Here is a 16,250-nt window from a genome sequence, read left to right as displayed (position 1 = left end):
GACTGAGGCATACCGTTGAGTATGGCGAAGAAGCGCAACGAAGCGGGAGCGGATGCAGCGGCGCTCGAATGCCAAGGTATTTGCGAGACGGTGCACTAACGCAAGGGGCTTTGGAGGAATTGCGCCGGGAATCTCGGGAGAAGGTCTTTCAAACGCTGTTCATGATGGATTTTCTGGGGGTTGGCCCGGACGAGGCCATCCCCCTTTTTGCTCTGGTCTCCTCCCCCGCCCCGGACGAGGAATATTTCCAAGGGACGGTCCGGGGCGTGTGGGAGAACCGGGAGGAGATCGACGGCCTGATCCGCCGTGCGGCCGAGCACTGGCGGCTGGAGAGGATGACGCTCGTCGACCGGAACATCCTCCGCCTGGGGGTGTTCGAGATCTGCCTGTCCCGCGACATCCCGTTCGTGGTGGCGATCAACGAGGCGGTCGATCTCGGCAAGCGCTTCGGCTCCGAGGAGTCCGGGGCGTTCATCAACGGGATCCTGGACAAGGTTTCGGAGATCACGAGGAAAAAGGTGGTGCCGTGAGATACCAGCCGAAGGCGATCGAGGGGAAGTGGCAGAAGCGGTGGGAGGAGGAGGGGGTCTTCCGCTGCCCGGACGAGATCACCGCCCCGAAATTCTACTGCCTCGAGATGTTCCCCTACCCGTCCGGGCGCATCCACATGGGCCACGTCCGCGTGTACACCATCGGGGACCTGATCGCGCGCTTCCAACGGATGCGGGGGTTCCAGGTCCTGCACCCGATCGGATGGGACGCCTTCGGGCTGCCCGCGGAAAACGCCGCACACCGACACGGCACCCACCCCGCGCAATGGACGTGGGAGAACATCGGCTTCATGAGGCAACAGCTTCGCGAGCTCGGGATCTCCTACGACTGGGAACGCGAGTTCGCCACCTGCTCCCCCGAGTACTACCGATGGGAGCAGCTGTTCTTCCTCTGGATGCTCGACGACGGGCTCGCCTACCGGAAGCGGGCGCAGCTCAACTGGTGCGACGAGTGCCAGACCGTCCTTGCCAACGAGCAGGTGAACCGGGACGGAACCTGCTTCATTCACGACCAGGAGCGCGTTACCCAACGGGAGCTCGACCAGTGGTTTCTCGCCACCACGAAGTACGCGGAGGAGCTTCTCTCCGGACACGAGGAGCTCCGGGGGGGGTGGCCGGACAACGTCCTCGAGATGCAGCGGAACTGGATCGGGCGAAGCGAAGGCGCGGAGATCGACTTTCCCCTGGAAAACGGGGACCGTAAGATCACGGTGTTCACCACGCGCCCCGACACGATCTACGGGGCGACGTTCATGAGCATGGCGCCCGAGCATCCGCTCGTCCTCGAGTTCGCCCGAAACGCGGGGAGGGAGGTCGAGGTGGCCGCGTTCGTCGATCGGGTGGCGACGCAGGACAAGCTCGTCCGGTCCAGCGAGGAGGCGGAAAAGGAGGGGATCTTCACCGGCGGAACCTGCCGGAATCCCCTGACCGGAGTCAAAATCCCCATCTACGCCGCCAATTTCGTCCTGGCCGAATACGGAACCGGAGCGGTGATGGCGGTCCCGGCCCACGACCAGCGGGATTTCGAGTTCGCGAGGAAGTACGGGCTTCCCGTCGTGGCCGTCATCCAGCCCGACGGGGAGGAGCTGTCTCCCGGCACGATGACCTCTGCCTACGAGGGGCCCGGGCGCATGGTCCACTCCGGCACGTTCAGCGGCATGCCGAGCGAGGAGGGGAAGACAAGGATCACGGCGTATTTCGAGGAGCAGGGGATCGGCAAAGGAAAAGTCCAATATCGCCTTCGCGACTGGGGGGTGAGCCGGCAGCGCTACTGGGGATGCCCCATCCCGGTCATCCACTGTGAAGCATGCGGCGTCGTGCCCGTTCCCGCCCGGGATCTTCCGGTGGTTCTTCCCGAAGACCTGCCTTACACCCGGGAGAAAGGGAACCCGCTGAGCGGCGCCGAGGAATGGATCCGGGTCGACTGCCCGTCGTGCGGCAGCCCGGCCAGGCGGGAGACGGACACCTTCGACACCTTCTTCGAGTCGAGCTGGTATTTCCTCCGGTACATCGACCCGAAGAACGACAAGGAGCCGCTCGACCCGAAGAAGATGCGCGACTGGATGCCCGTGGACCAGTACATCGGCGGGGTGGAGCATGCCTGCATGCACCTCATCTACGCCCGGTTCTTCCACAAATACCTCCGGGACCGCGGGCTCGCCCCCGGGAACGAGCCGTTCCGCCGGCTCCTGTCCCAGGGGATGGTGTGCATGCAGACGATGGAGTGCCCCAAGCACGGGTGGCGGTATCCGGAGGAAGTCGACGGGGAGGGGAAATGCCGGCAGTGCGGTGATGTGGTGGCGGTCGGGCGCTCGATGAAGATGTCGAAGTCGAAGCGCAACGTCGTGGAGCCCTCCCTCCTCATCGAACGGTACGGCGCGGACACGGCGAGGCTGTTCTCCCTGTTCGCGTCGCCCCCCGAAAAAGACCTCGACTGGAGCGAGCAGGGGGTCGAGGGGGCGTTCCGGTTCCTCGGGCGGGTGTTCCGCCTGATCGTCCCGCGGTACGAGGAACTCTCCCGGGCCGGGGGGACGTGGGAAGATTCGCCCGAGACCCGGCGGATCCGCAGGATGACCCACATGACCCTCAAGAAGGTGACCGGGGATGTGGAGGAGCGGTATCACTTCAACACGGCGATTTCCGCGATCATGGAGATGGTCAACTTCCTGTACCTGGTCGAAGACTCCGCCTGGAAGTCCCCGGGGACGGCCCCTGCGCTTGCGGAGGCGGTAGAGACGCTTCTCCTCATGCTCTCCCCCTTCGCGCCCCATCTGAGCGAGGAACTCTGGGAGGGGATCGGGAAGGGCGGGCTGGCGTGCGCAATGCCATGGCCGCAGGTCGACCGGGAAGTGGCGCGGGCGGAGGAGATCCTGGTGGTCGTGCAGATCAACGGGAAGCTCAGGTCGCGGATCACCGTGGACGCCGAGGCGACCGAGGAGGAGATCCGTTCGATGGTCATGGCCGATCCCCGCGTGCGGGAATACACGGCGGGGCATACGATCCGGAAGATGGTATACGTTCCCAAGAAACTCGTGAGCATCGTCCTCTAGTGTTGCGTCTCGTAAATACATCGACCACAGAGTCCGACGCACGGGCTTGCGGGGGGCTTCCTCTCCGCTACGCTCGCGACCTTGCGCCCGCTCGCTGCCGGTTTCGCTCGACGCAATTCCTCCCTCGCTCCACAGGCCGCGTTGAGGAACCCCCCGCTGCGCCCTGTGCGCGGAATGGCCGCCTGTCCCGGGCGATCCCGGCGGCGGATCGATGCGTCAAGCCATTTACTAGACGCTGCATTAGGCGCATGCGATCCGTCCGGGCGTCCTTGCGGAGGGGGCCGCTCCTTCCGCCCGGCCGCTCGGCGTTCCGCGGCCTCCTCCTTTTCCTAGCCGTTTTTCTCCCCGCGTGCGGCTACACCCTCCAGGGAAGCCCGGGCTCCCGATTTACCGATCCCGGGATCCGGGTGGACCTGCGTCCCTTCCTGAACGAGTCGTTCGTCCCGGACGCCGGTGCGTTCCTCGCGTCGAAACTGCGGGAGGAGATGCAGCGGAACGGATTCCGGGGAACGTACGAGCGGAGCATGGCGGACTATCTCATCGAGGGGACGGTGCGGGAAATCCGCGAGGATGTGTCCTCGCACGGGACGGACCAGTTTGCCCTCGAGTACCGCATGACGATCATCGTGGACATCCGCGTGGTCGAGGTCAAAGGGGGACGGCTTCTCTGGAAGGAGGATGGGCTTTCCGATGCGGCATCCTACTTCGCCGGTCCCGACTTCCAGTACACGGAGTCCAACCGCCGGATGGCGTTTGAGGAAGTCTGCCGTCGCATCGGTCGGAAAATCGGCCAGACCCTGAAGGTGATCCTGTGAGCGCGGGTTCCCTTTCCTCCCTGTTCCGTTCCTGGGCTTCGGGCAAGCCGGTCCCCGCATACGTCCTGGGGGGGGAGGGGGCGAGGCTCGCGGAGATGCTGGCGGAAGGACTCGTGTCCCGGTTCCGCAAGGAAGGGGAAACGGCGGAACTCATCCACTGGAGCGCCACGGACCTGGAAAAAGAGTCTCCCGCAGCCGTCTGGCGATCCCCCTCCTTCTTCGTCCGGTGGCGCGTCTTTCTCCTCCCCGACGCGGGGGACTGGAAGCAGGCGCCCCGCAAGGAGATATTGTCCTACCTTGCGTCCCCCGACCCTGACGTTTTGCTCGTGGTCCCCTGTTCCGAGCGCAAGGCGATGACCGGGTTCTCCTCCGTGGGCGGCATACGGTCTGCCTCCCCCGGCGAGGAGGATGTGGTTGCCGCTCTGGCGGAGTTCGCCGTGGCACGGGCGGCCGAGGGAGGAAAAACCCTTTCCGGGGAAGCCGCCGTTTTCCTGGCGCGGTGGATCGGTGCCGATTTCCCCCGGTTCCGGGCGGAACTGGGGAAGCTTCTTTCCTTTGCCGCGTCGCGCGGCGAGATCGGCGAGGAGGAGATCCGTGCGGTGTGCGTCCCGGGAGGATCGGTGGACCCGTTCCGGCTGGCGGACGACCTGATGTCCCGGAACCGGAAGGGGTGCATCGAAAAGTTCCGCCGGTTTTCCGCGTCCGCCGAATCCGCCGATTACCACGCGCTGGTCGGGGCGATCGCCTGGTCGGTCCGGAGAAGGTTGGCCGCAGCCGCATCGCGGGGAAAGGGGATGCGGCCGGAGGGAAGGGGCGGGCCGTTCACGGCCGAGCGAGGAGCGGAGATCCTTCAGGCGTTGTCGCGGATCGACCGGGGCCTCAAAGGGGGGAGCGGCCTCACCCCCGAGCAGGTTTTCGAGATCCAGCTTCTGAAGCTACTTGCCTGAGGAGGGATCCTTCGGCGTTTCTCTTCCCGGGGACCCTGGCTTGCGGGGGCTTCCTCTCAGCTACGCTCGCGACCTCCGCCCGCTCGCTGCCGATTCCGCTCGACGCAATTACCCCCCAGCGTTGAGGAGTGTCCCCGCACATCGGAAGGGATTACTTGCCGCCCGCGGCCGCCTTGTGGATCGCCCTGGAAAGCCTGGCCACTTTCCGGGCGACGTTCTTCCTGTGCAGGACGCCCTTCGAGCCGGCCCGGGAAATGGCGGAAGATGCCTTCGAGAGGACCTTCGCCGCCTCCTCGACGCCCTTGCTTTCGAGGGTGGATCGTACTTCCTTGATGGCGGTCTTCACCGAGGAGCGGATGTGCCGGTTCCTCGTCCGTCGTTTCAAACTCTGCTTGTGCCGCTTGATCGCGGACTTGGTCTTGGCCAAAAGGTTCCTCCTGAGAGAACTGGAAAAATGCGGTAAACCAGCAATCTAATGCGTAGAGGGAAGAAATGTCAAAGGAAAAGAAGGGACAGGGAAGGCCGCGACGAGCGAACGGGCGCGAATCGTTCGTGGTGAGAGGGGGGAATCGGTCACTTCGTCATCTTTTTCGCTTTTTCCCAAAACAGGTCGAGCGTGGACGGATCCGTCTGCTCGATGGAACGGCCTGATTCCTCGGCGATTTTTTCCATCGCTTCGAACCGGCGCTCGAACCGCTTGTTGGCCGCGGCCATGGCGACCTCCGGGTTGACATTGAGGAACCGGGCAAGGTTGACCAGCGCGAAGAACGTGTCCCCCAACTCGTGCTCCATCTCCTCGGGGTCTCCCGCGGCAATCGCTTCTTTGAGCTCCTCGATCTCCTCCCCGACCTTTTTTTCGACCTGGCCGGTGTTTTCCCAGTCGAATCCAGCTCGAGCCGCCTTTTTCGTGATCTTGGCTGCCCGGAGAAGGGAGGGGAAACTCTCGGGGACGCCCCCGATGCGGGAGGCATGATTCCGGTTTTCCTTTGTTTTCTTGATATGTTCCCACTGAAGGGAAACCGCTTCCGGTGTTGCCGCACTGGCATCGGAGAAGACGTGCGGGTGCCTCCGCACCATCTTCTGCGAGATCGATTCGATCACGTCGGCGATGGTGAACTCCCCCTTCTCGCTGGCGATCTGGGCGTGGAAGAGGATCTGAAGGAGGAGGTCCCCCAGTTCCTCGCACAGAAGCGCCGGGTCCTTCCGGGAGATGGCGTCCACGACCTCGTGAGCCTCCTCGAGGAGGTACGGGCGAAGGGTGGCTTGCGTCTGGGCCCGATCCCATTCGCAGCCGCCTTCCCCCCGAAGCCGCGCCATGATCTGCACAAGGGACGAGAAATTGCCCATATCGAATTTTCCTTTGAGGAATGATAACATGCAATGTTTATGATGATCGAGGTTCCCAGCGGCCGTGTCCGGTCCTCTCCTGCGATGATCCTTTTCTTTTTCCTCGTCTTCCTCCTGGGGTTTCCGGTGCGTAGCGGGGCGGACGATCTTTTTCCCGGGTACGCCCCCGAGGTGCGGGCGCAGGCCCTTCGCGTGGTGGAGGCAGCGGGCCCGGGCAAGGAGGAGGAGCTGGCAATCGAGGTCCGGGGGCTCCGGAAGAAAATGTACTCCCATGGCATCCTGTCCGTCAACGCCATCCCGGAACTCGTCTTCCGCCGGGCGGACCGGGAAGGATGGAAGAACGGGCTGGGACCCGCATTCCGGCTCATCGCGGAGATTTCCCCTCTTTCGGCCACGATGTGGGCCTGGATGGTCATGGAGGATATTCGCGGCCTGCGGTTTTCGGACCTCTTCCCCGACCTCGCGGATTTGTCGGGGGCGGTTCGGCGGTTCGGCCCGGCCCGGCTGGGGTATGCCGTCTGGCTCGTCTCCTTTGCATTGGCGGCCGCATGCTGGTTCGTGGTGTGGACCTCGATCGCCCTCTTCCTCCGGGCGCGTCCCTCCCTGGAATTGGACATCCCGAGGGTCTTGCGGCTTCCCTATCGGGACTACCTGTCCCCCCTGGCGGTCGCCGTTCTTTTTCTTCTGCCCCTGTTCGCAGGGTTCGGGCTCGCGGTCGTGGCGTGCTACTGGATGGTGCTTTCGGTTGCGTATCTTCGCCGGGGGGAACTGATGCTGATGGCGATCGCGATCCTCCTCATCGTGGGGATTTTCTTCGGGGGAAGCATGCTGCATCTCGCAAGCAGGGTGGCGGGCGATGCGCCGGGGGAAGGGTATTTAGGGGTCGACGGATCGATCTCCCGCACGTGGCCTTCGGAATCCGGGGAAGGGGTAGCGCAGGGGAACGGGGCGGCGCCCTCCTGGCTGGTCCTGTTTTCCCGGGCGCGCGCGAAGATGCAGGCGGGAGATCACGCGGGCGCGGAGCGGCTCTGGACGGAACTCATCGAGGCGGGACAGGATCTTCCCGAGGCGAGAAACAACAGGGGGATCACCAGGGCGAAACAGGGAAGGATGAGGGCGGCCCTTTCCGACTTCGAGGCCGCGTTCGTGAAGCGGCCCGGAGAGGGAGCGGCCCTGTGGAACGTCTATCAGGGGTACCTCCAGCTGTTCAATTTTGAGCGCGCGCGGATGATCCAGCCGCTGGCATGGGACCGGGTGCAGAAGCTCTCTCCCTTCCGTTTCCGACCCTCCGACATGGAGGCCGGGGAATGGGTGGGCTCCCCCCTTCCCGTGGACGAGCTTGTCTGGGCGACCTTGCAACGGGGGCATGATCTCTATCGGGAGGCGGGCGAGGGGGAGGTTTACCGGATGTTCTTCCGCCCGCTTTCGCCCGGCGTCGCTCTCCTCTTTCTCTTCGCCGTCTGGCTTACCTCGGTGATCTGGAAGTTTTTTTCCCTCCGGGTGTGGGTCCATACCGCCTGCCGGGGTTGCGGCACCCGAACCCTCATCGTGGGGATCCGGGAAGCCTCCGATTTCTGCAACATGTGCCGGATGCAGGTCGGGTGGGGGATCCGGGAGGGGGAGGAGAAGGAACGGAGAATCCAGGGGATCCGGATGCATCGGAACACCGTCAGGGCGGGTTCGGTCGTGGTGCCCGGCTCCGGGGGATTGTGGTCCGGGAAGGAGGGGTGGACGATGCTGTACGTCGTGCTTCTATGCCTGTCCCTGGCAGCGGTATCGGTGTCCATCGGCGCCCGGGGGACAGGGGACATCCTCTCCGATCTCGAGTCGATCGTCGCCCGGTGGGCCTTCCTCGTCACGGGGGTCCTGTGGATCGTCGGGGCGGCATGGGGGATCCGGTCGTTCGGAAGGATGCAGCAAACACTGAAGATCAGCGGAAAAAGAGGGTAAGGCGTGCAGGGAAAGATCGCCGACTTCGGCATCCCGGAAATTTTCCAGCTGGTGACCAGCCAGCAAAAGAGCGGGGCCCTCACGATCCGGGGGGACGATAGGGAGACGATCTTTCTTTTTTCGAACGGAATGATCGTAGACGTCCAGCCCGACCGGCAGAAGGCCCCATCCACCCTGATCGGGAACATGCTGGTGGACGCCGGGTACCTGACCGCGGAGGAGCTCCGCCGGATTCTTTCCATCCAGGAGAAGGGGAAAAAAAAGATCGGGGAGATCCTGGTGGAGAAGGGAAAGATCTCCCGGGAGAAGCTCGCCCAGTACCTCTACCTGCAGGTCAAGGACAGTCTCTACTTCTCGCTGCGGATCAAGGAAGGAGATTACCGGTTCGAGGTCTTTTCGGTGCGACCCCCCGCCTGGATGGCCACTCCCATCCACGGGGATAGATTGCTCATGGAAGGGATGCAGTTTCTGGATGAATATGCCTGGATTCGCGAGAAATTTCCACCCGAAAGGTTCAAGGTCGTCCGAAAGTGGGGCGTGAAGATCGATCCGATGGCTCTCCCCCCCCAGGAAAGGGAGGTCTGGGGGGCGGTCTATTTCTCCTCCGACCCGTACCAGGTGTTCCGGAAAGCCTGCCTCACCTGGCACGAGGGGCTGAAGGCGTTGTGGGGGCTCTGGGACCGGGGGCTGGTGGAGATCTCCCCGGTGGACTCGGAGACCCAGGACACGGGGCGTGCCGTCCGGGAGGACATGGCGCGCAGATTCTCGATCGGCTGCGTCCGGGCGGCGATATGGTCGCTTGCGGCGATCGTGGCGGGATTCTGGGTGTACAGGATCCTTTTGTCCCCCCCGGCGAGGCACCTCCTCGCAGGCTGGGCGGAGTTCTACCGTTAACGGAAAGGCGGGAAGACGGATGGAGACGGGTAAGCGGAGGGAAGAGACGGTCCGTTTCGACGACCCCGCGGTCCTCGCGGACCTGTTCGGGAGCCAGGACGACCATCTGAAAATCGTGGAAAAGTTCCTCGGTGTCACGATCCTCCCGAAGGGGAACGTGCTGACCCTGGCCGGCGACCCGCTCTCGGTGGAGATTTCCGTGAAGGTCCTCACGGGCCTGTACCGCGTCCTCCGCAAGGGGATTCCCATCACGTCCAACGATGTCGTGGCCGCGGTGAAGATCGTCCGTTCGGACCGGCACGCCGAGGTGGCGAGCGTTTTCGAGGACGTGGTGTTCAAGTCCTCCCGCAACAAGATCATCACGCCCAAGAGCGTCGCGCAGAAGAAGTACCTCGACGCCATGCGCGATTGCGACATCGTCTTCGGAATCGGGCCCGCCGGAACGGGCAAGACCTTTCTCGCCATGGCGATGGCGGTCGGTTTTCTCCTGCGAAAAGAGGTCAAACGGATCGTCCTCGCCCGCCCGGCGGTCGAGGCGGGGGAGAAACTCGGCTTCCTCCCGGGGGACATGGCGGAGAAGGTCAATCCCTATCTCCGGCCGCTTCACGACGCCCTGTACACGATGCTCGAATACGAGCAGGCGGCCAAGATGATGGAGCGGGGCGTCATCGAGGTCGCCCCCCTGGCGTTCATGCGGGGGAGGACGCTCAACGACTCCTTCGTGATCCTCGACGAGGCGCAGAACACCACGTCCGAGCAGATGAAGATGTTCCTGACCCGGATCGGGTTCGGCTCCAAGGCGGTGATCACGGGGGACATCACCCAGACGGACCTCCCGTCGGGGCGCATCTCCGGGTTGAACGAGGCGCTCTCGATCCTCAAGGAAATGGAGGGGATCCGGTTCTGCTGGTTCACCGAGATCGATGTGGTCAGGCACCCGATCGTGCAGGAGATCATCAAGGCCTATGAACGATACGAAAAAAGGGTCCCGGAGTAACCGTCCCCCCGATCCCGCTCCGGGGACGCGGAGGGACCGCTCGCTGAAAGAGGGGGCGTTGGGGCTGTTCTCCGCGGCGGTGTTCGTTGTCCTCTTCTACCTGTGGGGGGAGGAGCTGCTTCCCCGCGCGGCCGGGCGGTACGGGAAGATGTTCCCCTTCGTCGGTGCGGTGGCCCTGACCCTGGCGGTCGCCCTCTTTCTGACGGAATGGTTCGGGTTCGCGGGGCGGGAGGTCCGGAAGGTTCGGCTGGCCGCGAGGGATTTCCTTTTCCTTTGCTCGCTGGCGCTGGCCCTTTTCTTCCTCGCGAAAACGGTGATGGATGTTCTTCCCGCCGGTTTTTCCGCCTGGGGAGGAGCCTTCCCGTCGCACCTCTACGTCTACCTCATCCCGTTGCCCGCCTTCGCCATGGTGGTCCGGGTCCTCCTGAATTCGGAGGTGGCGATCCTGTTCACGGTCGCCGCTTCCGTGCTTTCCGCCGCCGCCGCCCAGGGGAGGTGGTCGACCCTCCTCTTTCTGCTCCTCGCCGGGACGGCGGGGGCCTCCCGGTCGGGGCGGATTCCGGACCGATACCGGATGCTCTGGGCGGGGGTCCTCACTTCCGCCGTGTGCGCCCTTGCCGCCGTCTCGCTCGAGTTCGCCTTTTACGGGGAATCCGGAATCGTATGGGCGGGGATCTTCGGGGTTGTGAGCGGGCTGGTCGCCGGCCCGATCGCCCTCGCCATCCTCCCGGTGGCCGAATACGCCTTCGGATACACGAGCGACATCCGTCTCATGGAACTGGGGAGCACCGGGCATCCCCTCCTGCGGCGCCTCATGATCGAGGCTCCCGGGACGTTCCACCACAGCGTCGTGGTGGGGACCCTCGCCGAGGCGGGCGCCGAGGCGATCGGCGCCAACCCCCTCCTGTGCCGGGTGGCGGCGTTGTTTCACGACGTGGGGAAGATCGCGAAGCCCGAATATTTCTCCGAAAACCAGGTCGGCGCGGGGAATATTCACGATACTCTCACCCCGGGAATGAGCCGGCTCGTCATCCTCAACCACGTAAAGGAGGGGGTCCGCCTCGCCAACGAGCACCGGCTCGGGGAGCGAATCGCCGAGATCATCTCCCAGCACCACGGCACCAGTCTCCTCTACTTTTTCCTGGACAAGGCGCAGCCCATGATCCGGGAGCGGAAGGCGTCCGAGGAGAGTTTCCGCTACCCGGGTCCCCGGCCCAGAACGCGCGAGGCCGCCATCATCATGCTCGCGGATGCCGCCGAAGCCGCCAGCCGGAGCCTCCGGAACCCTTCCCCCGAGGAGATCGAGGAGACGGTGACCCGCATCGTGAACCGGGCCTACCTCGACGGACAGCTCAACGAGTGCGACATGACGCTGCGCGACCTCCATGCGGTCGGAACATCCTTCAGCAGGGTCCTTTCCGCCGTTTCCCACACCCGCGTCGAATATCCGAAAACCCCCGCGAGCGGGAGACCGTGAGCCGGGGGGCGCAAAGGTACCGGATCAGCATCCGGCAGCACATCCGGCCGGCCCCCTTTCGCGGCGAGGTTCTCCGCGCCCTTGTCCGGCGGTCCCTCCGTTTCCTGCATCTGTCCGGGGCGAACTTGAGGATCCTCGTGGTGGGGGACGAGGAGATGGAGCGTTGGAACCGGGAATTCCTCGGACGGCCGGGGACGACGAACGTAATCTCGTTTCCCGAGGAAGACGCCGGGCAAGGGCCTTCTTCCCGGGTCGCGGGGGACATCCTCCTTTCCGCGCCCGCCTGCCTCTCGCAGACCAGCGACTGGCCATGCTCGAAGGAGGAGAGGGTCTTCTTCTTCATCGTCCACGGAGTGGCGCACCTTTTGGGGCACGATCACGAAAAGGGAAGGGTCGAGGCGGCCAGGATGCGCAGGGAGGAAATCCGCGTGTACCGCTCCTGCCTGAAAGAGGGGAGAAGCCCCATTTGAAGGGCGAATTTTCCGGGGGCGACGCGTTCGACTTCCCTTTTCCGGTGGCCGCGTTTTCCGGAACGGCGGCACTCTGCGCAGCCTTCGCCGCCCTGTACGCGCTGGGGATGCCCGGATACGACGTTCCGGGGCTTCCGTTTGCGTGCCTCGTGCCGCTCCTGATCCTGTCCACCTCCTCCGGTAACGCCCGCCAGGCCGCGCGCAGGGGGTTTGTCGCGGGCACCCTCGGCAATCTGCTCCTCATGTATTGGATCGCCTACACGGTGGCCGTGCAAGGGAATCTGGGATGGGCTCTGGGGTCGCTTTCCGCCCTGCTGGTCTCGGCCTATCTCGGGGTCTACGTATCCGTCGCCGCGGCGATTGCCCACCGGCTTCGCAGACGCTTCGGCATCGCAGGTCTATGGGTGTTTCCCGCGGCATGGGTGTGCGTCGAGTACCTGAGGGCCGTCCTGTTCACCGGGTTCCCCTGGCTTCTTTTGGGGTACAGTCTCTCCGGCCATTCCTTCCTCCGCCAGGCAGCCGACCTGGCGGGCGTCTACGGACTGGGATTCCTCCTGGCGACGGCGAACGTATGTCTGTACCGGGCAGGGGCGGAGGCTGCCCGCGGGAAACGCAGGGGAGTTCTCGTGCATCTCGCCGGCGCGGCCGCGGTCGCCGCGTTTCTCTTCGCGTACGGCGCCTCGGGAAAGGGGCCGGAGGATGCGGAATCGAACGGGGAGACCGTCCGGGTCGGGATTGCACAGGGGGGGATCGATCAGTCGGTCAAGTGGTCCCCCTCGCACCAGAAGAAGACGCTTGCAATATACGGGGACCTGACAAAGGAGGCGAGGGAAAAGGGCGCCGAGGTGGTCGTTTGGCCGGAGACGGCCGCGCCGTTTTTCTACGGATGGGAACCGGAGATGAGCGCAGTGGTGGATGCCGCGGCGATGGAGAACCGGATACCGATCATCTTCGGCGCTCCCTGGTTCGACCCCTCCGCGGGGGGAAAGTATTACAACAGCGTGTTCCACCTTGATGAAAGAGGGATCGCCAACGGTCGGTACGACAAGAGGCATCTCGTTCCGTTCGGGGAATACATTCCTCTCAAGCGCCTTCTCTTCTTCCTCCGGAAACTGACGGCGGGGGAGGAGGATTTTTCCGCCGGGGTCGGGCCGGCCTTGTTCACCGTGCGGGGGGAACCCGTCGGGGCCTCCGTCTGCTACGAGGCGGTCTTCCCGGAAATCATCCGGGATAGCGTCCGGGAGGGCGCCCGGTGGCTGGTGAACGTCACCAACGACGCCTGGTTCGGGGACACGGTCGCCCCCCATCAGCACCTCGCCATGGCGAGGATGAGGACGGTCGAGTTCCGAAGGCCGATGGTGCGCGCCGCGAACTCGGGCGTAAGCGCGGTGATCGACGAGAGGGGGGAGGTGGTGGCCCGGCTGGGGCTTTTCCGCAAAGGGACGCTGGTGGCGCAAATCCACCCGCGAAGGGAAGAGACGACATACGCGAAAACGGGGGATCTATTCGCAATTTCATGTACTATAATAGCTTTTTTAATCCTGATCATTCCCGGGAGAGAAACCGATGGCCGTAGGAGTCCTGGCAGAAAAGACCGCCGTGCTTGAGTCTCGCGTCAACGATCTCAGGGGCTACCTTTGAGGTAGACCGCAAGAGGGCCCGCCTGAACGAACTCGAGGAAGCCGCGGCCAGGGAAGGATTCTGGGATTCCCCCGAAAAGGCGGAGTCTTTCCTGAAGGAGCGGAAAGTTCTCGAGACATTCCTCGCGAAATGGACCGAGATTGCAAACACCCTGGAGGACCTCCGCGCATACCTCGAGCTGGCCGACGAGTCGGAGGATGACTCCCTCGCCGCCGAGATCGAGGAACATGCCCGTTCCTTGGCGGACCGCCTCGACGATCTGGAGATGGAACGGATGCTCGGCGGGGAGAGCGACGACCGGAACGCCATCATGACGATCCATGCCGGCGCCGGGGGAACGGAGTCCCAGGACTGGGCGGAGATGCTTCTCCGGATGTACACCCGATTCGCCGACCGGAGCGGGTTCGAGGTCGAAATGGTCGAGCGGCAGGAGGGGGAGGAGGCCGGGATCAAGAGCGTGACATTCCTCGTGTCCGGTGACCACCCGTACGGATACCTGAAGGCGGAAAGCGGCGTGCACCGGCTCGTGCGCATCTCCCCGTTCGACGCGAACAAGCGGCGCCACACGTCGTTCGCCTCGGTCTTCGTCTCTCCCGAGATCGACGACGACGTCCAGATCCAGATCAACGATTCGGACCTGAAAGTCGACACCCTCCGGTCGGGAGGGGCGGGGGGGCAGCACGTGAACAAGGTCGAGTCCGCGGTCCGGATCACCCACGAGCCGAGCGGGGTCACGGTGTTGTGCCAGCAGGAGCGGTCCCAGCACAAGAACCGGGCCATGGCGATGAAGATCCTCCGGTCGAAACTGTACGAGCTCGAAATGCGCCAGAGGGCGGAAAAGGCCGCGGAAGCGCACAAGACCAAGAAAGACATCGCCTGGGGGTCCCAGATCCGGTCGTACGTCCTTGCCCCGTACCGCATGGTGAAGGACCACCGGACGGGGCACGAAACGGGAAACGTGGACGCCGTCCTCGACGGCGACATCATGGAACTCATCCGGAAATACCTTCTTTCCGCGAGTGCGGAAGGGGAGCAACGGTCCGCATAACCGGGCAATGCGCAAGCGTGCCGGGCGGGACGGCAGTCTCCCGGAAGCTGCGCGGAAAACCAACGGAGGGACCGCGTGAAGGAAGAGTGGAACGACCTCGTCAGGGAGCGGATCCGCAAAGCGGACGAGGTCCGGCGCGGCGGGGAGAACCCGTACCCGAACGACCAGCGGGTGGGCTGGACGGCGGCCGCAGCGAAACAAGCCGCCGAAGGCCGGGAGGGGGAGGATCTGGCGAAGGCGCAGATCCAGGTCGACATCGCCGGCCGGATCGTTGCCGCGCGGCACTTCGGGAAGGCCGTGTTCCTGGTGATCGCCGACCGCACGGGGAGGCTTCAGGCGTATCTCAGACAGGACCGGATCGGAGAAGAAGCGTATTCGCGATTCCGGGACACGACGGACATCGGGGACATCGTCTGGGTGGAAGGTTTCCTCTTCCTCACCCGCACGGGGGAGCTGACGATCCAGGGAGAGCGGATCCGCCTCCTCGCCAAGTCGCTCAGGCCTCTTCCCGAGAAATGGCACGGGCTCTCCGACGTGGAGACCCGCTACCGTCAGAGGTACGTGGACCTCATCGTCAATGACGGGTCCCGGGAGGTATTCCGGCGGCGCAGCCAGATCATATCGTTTCTGCGGAACTTTCTGACGTCGCGGGACTTCCTCGAGGTGGAGACCCCGATGATGCAGCCGGTGGCGGGCGGGGCGGCCGCCCGGCCGTTCATCACCCACCACAACACCCTGGACATGGACCTGTATCTGCGGATCGCGCCCGAACTGTATCTCAAGCGGCTTCTTGTGGGGGGGATCGAGCGCGTATTCGAGATCAACCGGAACTTCCGCAACGAGGGGATCTCCACCCAGCACAACCCCGAGTTCACGATGCTCGAATTCTACCAGGCGCACGCGACCTACGAGGATTTCATGCGGCTCACGGAGGAGATGCTGTCCTCCCTCGCGCTCTCCCTCTTCGGGAAAACCGTCGTGTCCGTTCAGGGGGAGACGATCGATTTCGCCCCTCCCTGGGAGCGCATGACGGTCGCCGAAGCGGTCTCCCGGTACGCGAACGTCCCCGCGGAGCGGCTTTCCGACCCGGGGTTCCTGCGGGAAATGGCTCGCGGTCTGGAACTTCCCGTGAAGGAGGACGCGACCGCGGGCGCTCTCCTGGCCGCGATCTTCGAAGAAGTCGCCGAGTCGAAGATCCAGGGGCCCACGTTCGTCACGGAGTATCCCATCGAGGTGTCGCCCCTTTCCCGCGCGAACGATTCCCGTCCCCACGTCGTGGACCGATTCGAGCTGATCGTCCGGGGAAGGGAGATCGCCAACGCGTTCTCCGAGCTGAACGACCCCCTGGAGCAGAGACGAAGGTTCGAGCAGCAGCAGCGCGCGCGGGAAAAGGGGGACGAGTCGGCGCATGCGATGGACGAGGATTACCTCCGTGCGCTCGAATACGGGATGCCGCCGGCGGCGGGCGAAGGGATCGGGGTCGATCGTCTGGTGATGCTGTTCACCGACTCCCCCTCCATCCGGGACGTCATCCTCTTCCCGCAGCTCCGGAAGGAGGGGTAGC

At 64.3% G+C, this 16,250-nt stretch carries 14 protein-coding genes; 12 read left to right on the top strand and 2 right to left on the bottom strand.

Annotated features, from left to right (window positions below):
- Window positions 1-68 precede the first annotated feature (68 nt).
- The 4 genes from nusB to VJ307_03385 all read left to right on the top strand — a co-directional run bounded on the left by nusB (window position 69) and on the right by VJ307_03385 (window position 4,862).
- Window positions 69-530, top strand: coding sequence for a transcription antitermination factor NusB (nusB, locus tag VJ307_03400; GenBank protein ID HJX73178.1), 462 nt, complete (start codon window positions 69-71; stop codon window positions 528-530).
- The gene (gene leuS, locus VJ307_03395; GenBank protein ID HJX73177.1) at window positions 527-3,100 is read left to right on the top strand and encodes a leucine--tRNA ligase; all 2,574 of its coding nucleotides are present in this window, start codon (window positions 527-529) and stop codon (window positions 3,098-3,100) included. The genes nusB and leuS overlap by 4 nt, the downstream gene beginning before the upstream one ends.
- A gap of 248 nt (window positions 3,101-3,348) precedes the next feature.
- Entirely contained in the window at window positions 3,349-3,915 is a 567-nt protein-coding gene (locus VJ307_03390) for an LptE family protein (protein HJX73176.1), read from the top strand.
- The gene (locus VJ307_03385) at window positions 3,912-4,862 is read left to right on the top strand and encodes a hypothetical protein (GenBank protein HJX73175.1); all 951 of its coding nucleotides are present in this window, start codon (window positions 3,912-3,914) and stop codon (window positions 4,860-4,862) included. Before VJ307_03390 ends, VJ307_03385 begins: the two co-directional genes overlap by 4 nt.
- 151 nt (window positions 4,863-5,013) lie before the next feature.
- On the opposite strand, the gene rpsT is transcribed toward VJ307_03385, so the two are convergent.
- Both rpsT and mazG read right to left on the bottom strand, forming a co-directional pair.
- Complete coding sequence (rpsT, locus tag VJ307_03380; GenBank protein ID HJX73174.1) at window positions 5,014-5,289, bottom strand: 30S ribosomal protein S20; 276 nt, start codon at window positions 5,287-5,289, stop codon at window positions 5,014-5,016.
- 146 nt (window positions 5,290-5,435) lie between these two features.
- Window positions 5,436-6,209: a nucleoside triphosphate pyrophosphohydrolase gene (mazG, locus tag VJ307_03375; GenBank protein HJX73173.1), complete on the bottom strand. Its 774-nt coding sequence runs from the start codon at window positions 6,207-6,209 to the stop codon at window positions 5,436-5,438.
- Between the two features lie 84 nt (window positions 6,210-6,293).
- Between mazG and VJ307_03370 the strand changes: the two genes are divergently transcribed.
- The 8 genes from VJ307_03370 to lysS all read left to right on the top strand — a co-directional run bounded on the left by VJ307_03370 (window position 6,294) and on the right by lysS (window position 16,249).
- Window positions 6,294-8,159 (top strand): tetratricopeptide repeat protein, encoded by a 1,866-nt coding sequence (locus VJ307_03370; protein HJX73172.1) that lies wholly within the window; start codon window positions 6,294-6,296, stop codon window positions 8,157-8,159.
- A gap of 3 nt (window positions 8,160-8,162) precedes the next feature.
- Window positions 8,163-9,053 (top strand): DUF4388 domain-containing protein, encoded by an 891-nt coding sequence (locus tag VJ307_03365; GenBank protein HJX73171.1) that lies wholly within the window; start codon window positions 8,163-8,165, stop codon window positions 9,051-9,053.
- A gap of 19 nt (window positions 9,054-9,072) precedes the next feature.
- Window positions 9,073-10,050: a PhoH family protein gene (locus tag VJ307_03360; GenBank protein HJX73170.1), complete on the top strand. Its 978-nt coding sequence runs from the start codon at window positions 9,073-9,075 to the stop codon at window positions 10,048-10,050.
- Between the two features lie 58 nt (window positions 10,051-10,108).
- Window positions 10,109-11,527 (top strand): HDIG domain-containing protein, encoded by a 1,419-nt coding sequence (locus VJ307_03355; protein HJX73169.1) that lies wholly within the window; start codon window positions 10,109-10,111, stop codon window positions 11,525-11,527.
- On the top strand, window positions 11,524-11,997 hold the full coding sequence (ybeY, locus tag VJ307_03350; protein ID HJX73168.1) for an rRNA maturation RNase YbeY: 474 nt from the start codon (window positions 11,524-11,526) through the stop codon (window positions 11,995-11,997). The genes VJ307_03355 and ybeY overlap by 4 nt, the downstream gene beginning before the upstream one ends.
- Window positions 11,994-13,604 carry an apolipoprotein N-acyltransferase gene (gene lnt / locus VJ307_03345; GenBank protein HJX73167.1) on the top strand — a complete coding sequence of 537 codons (1,611 nt, stop codon included), beginning with the start codon at window positions 11,994-11,996 and terminating at the stop codon, window positions 13,602-13,604. The genes ybeY and lnt overlap by 4 nt, the downstream gene beginning before the upstream one ends.
- Entirely contained in the window at window positions 13,601-14,686 is a 1,086-nt protein-coding gene (gene prfB, locus VJ307_03340) for a peptide chain release factor 2 (GenBank protein ID HJX73166.1), read from the top strand. Before lnt ends, prfB begins: the two co-directional genes overlap by 4 nt.
- Before the next feature lie 75 nt (window positions 14,687-14,761).
- On the top strand, window positions 14,762-16,249 hold the full coding sequence (gene lysS / locus VJ307_03335; GenBank protein HJX73165.1) for a lysine--tRNA ligase: 1,488 nt from the start codon (window positions 14,762-14,764) through the stop codon (window positions 16,247-16,249).
- Window position 16,250: the final 1 nt, after the last annotated feature.

The organism is Candidatus Deferrimicrobiaceae bacterium, from assembly GCA_035256765.1.
Taxonomy (GTDB): Bacteria; Desulfobacterota; Deferrimicrobia; order Deferrimicrobiales; family Deferrimicrobiaceae; genus CSP1-8.
The sequence above is the reverse complement of the archived record's forward strand: the minus strand, read 5'-3'. Positions and strand labels throughout refer to the sequence as shown.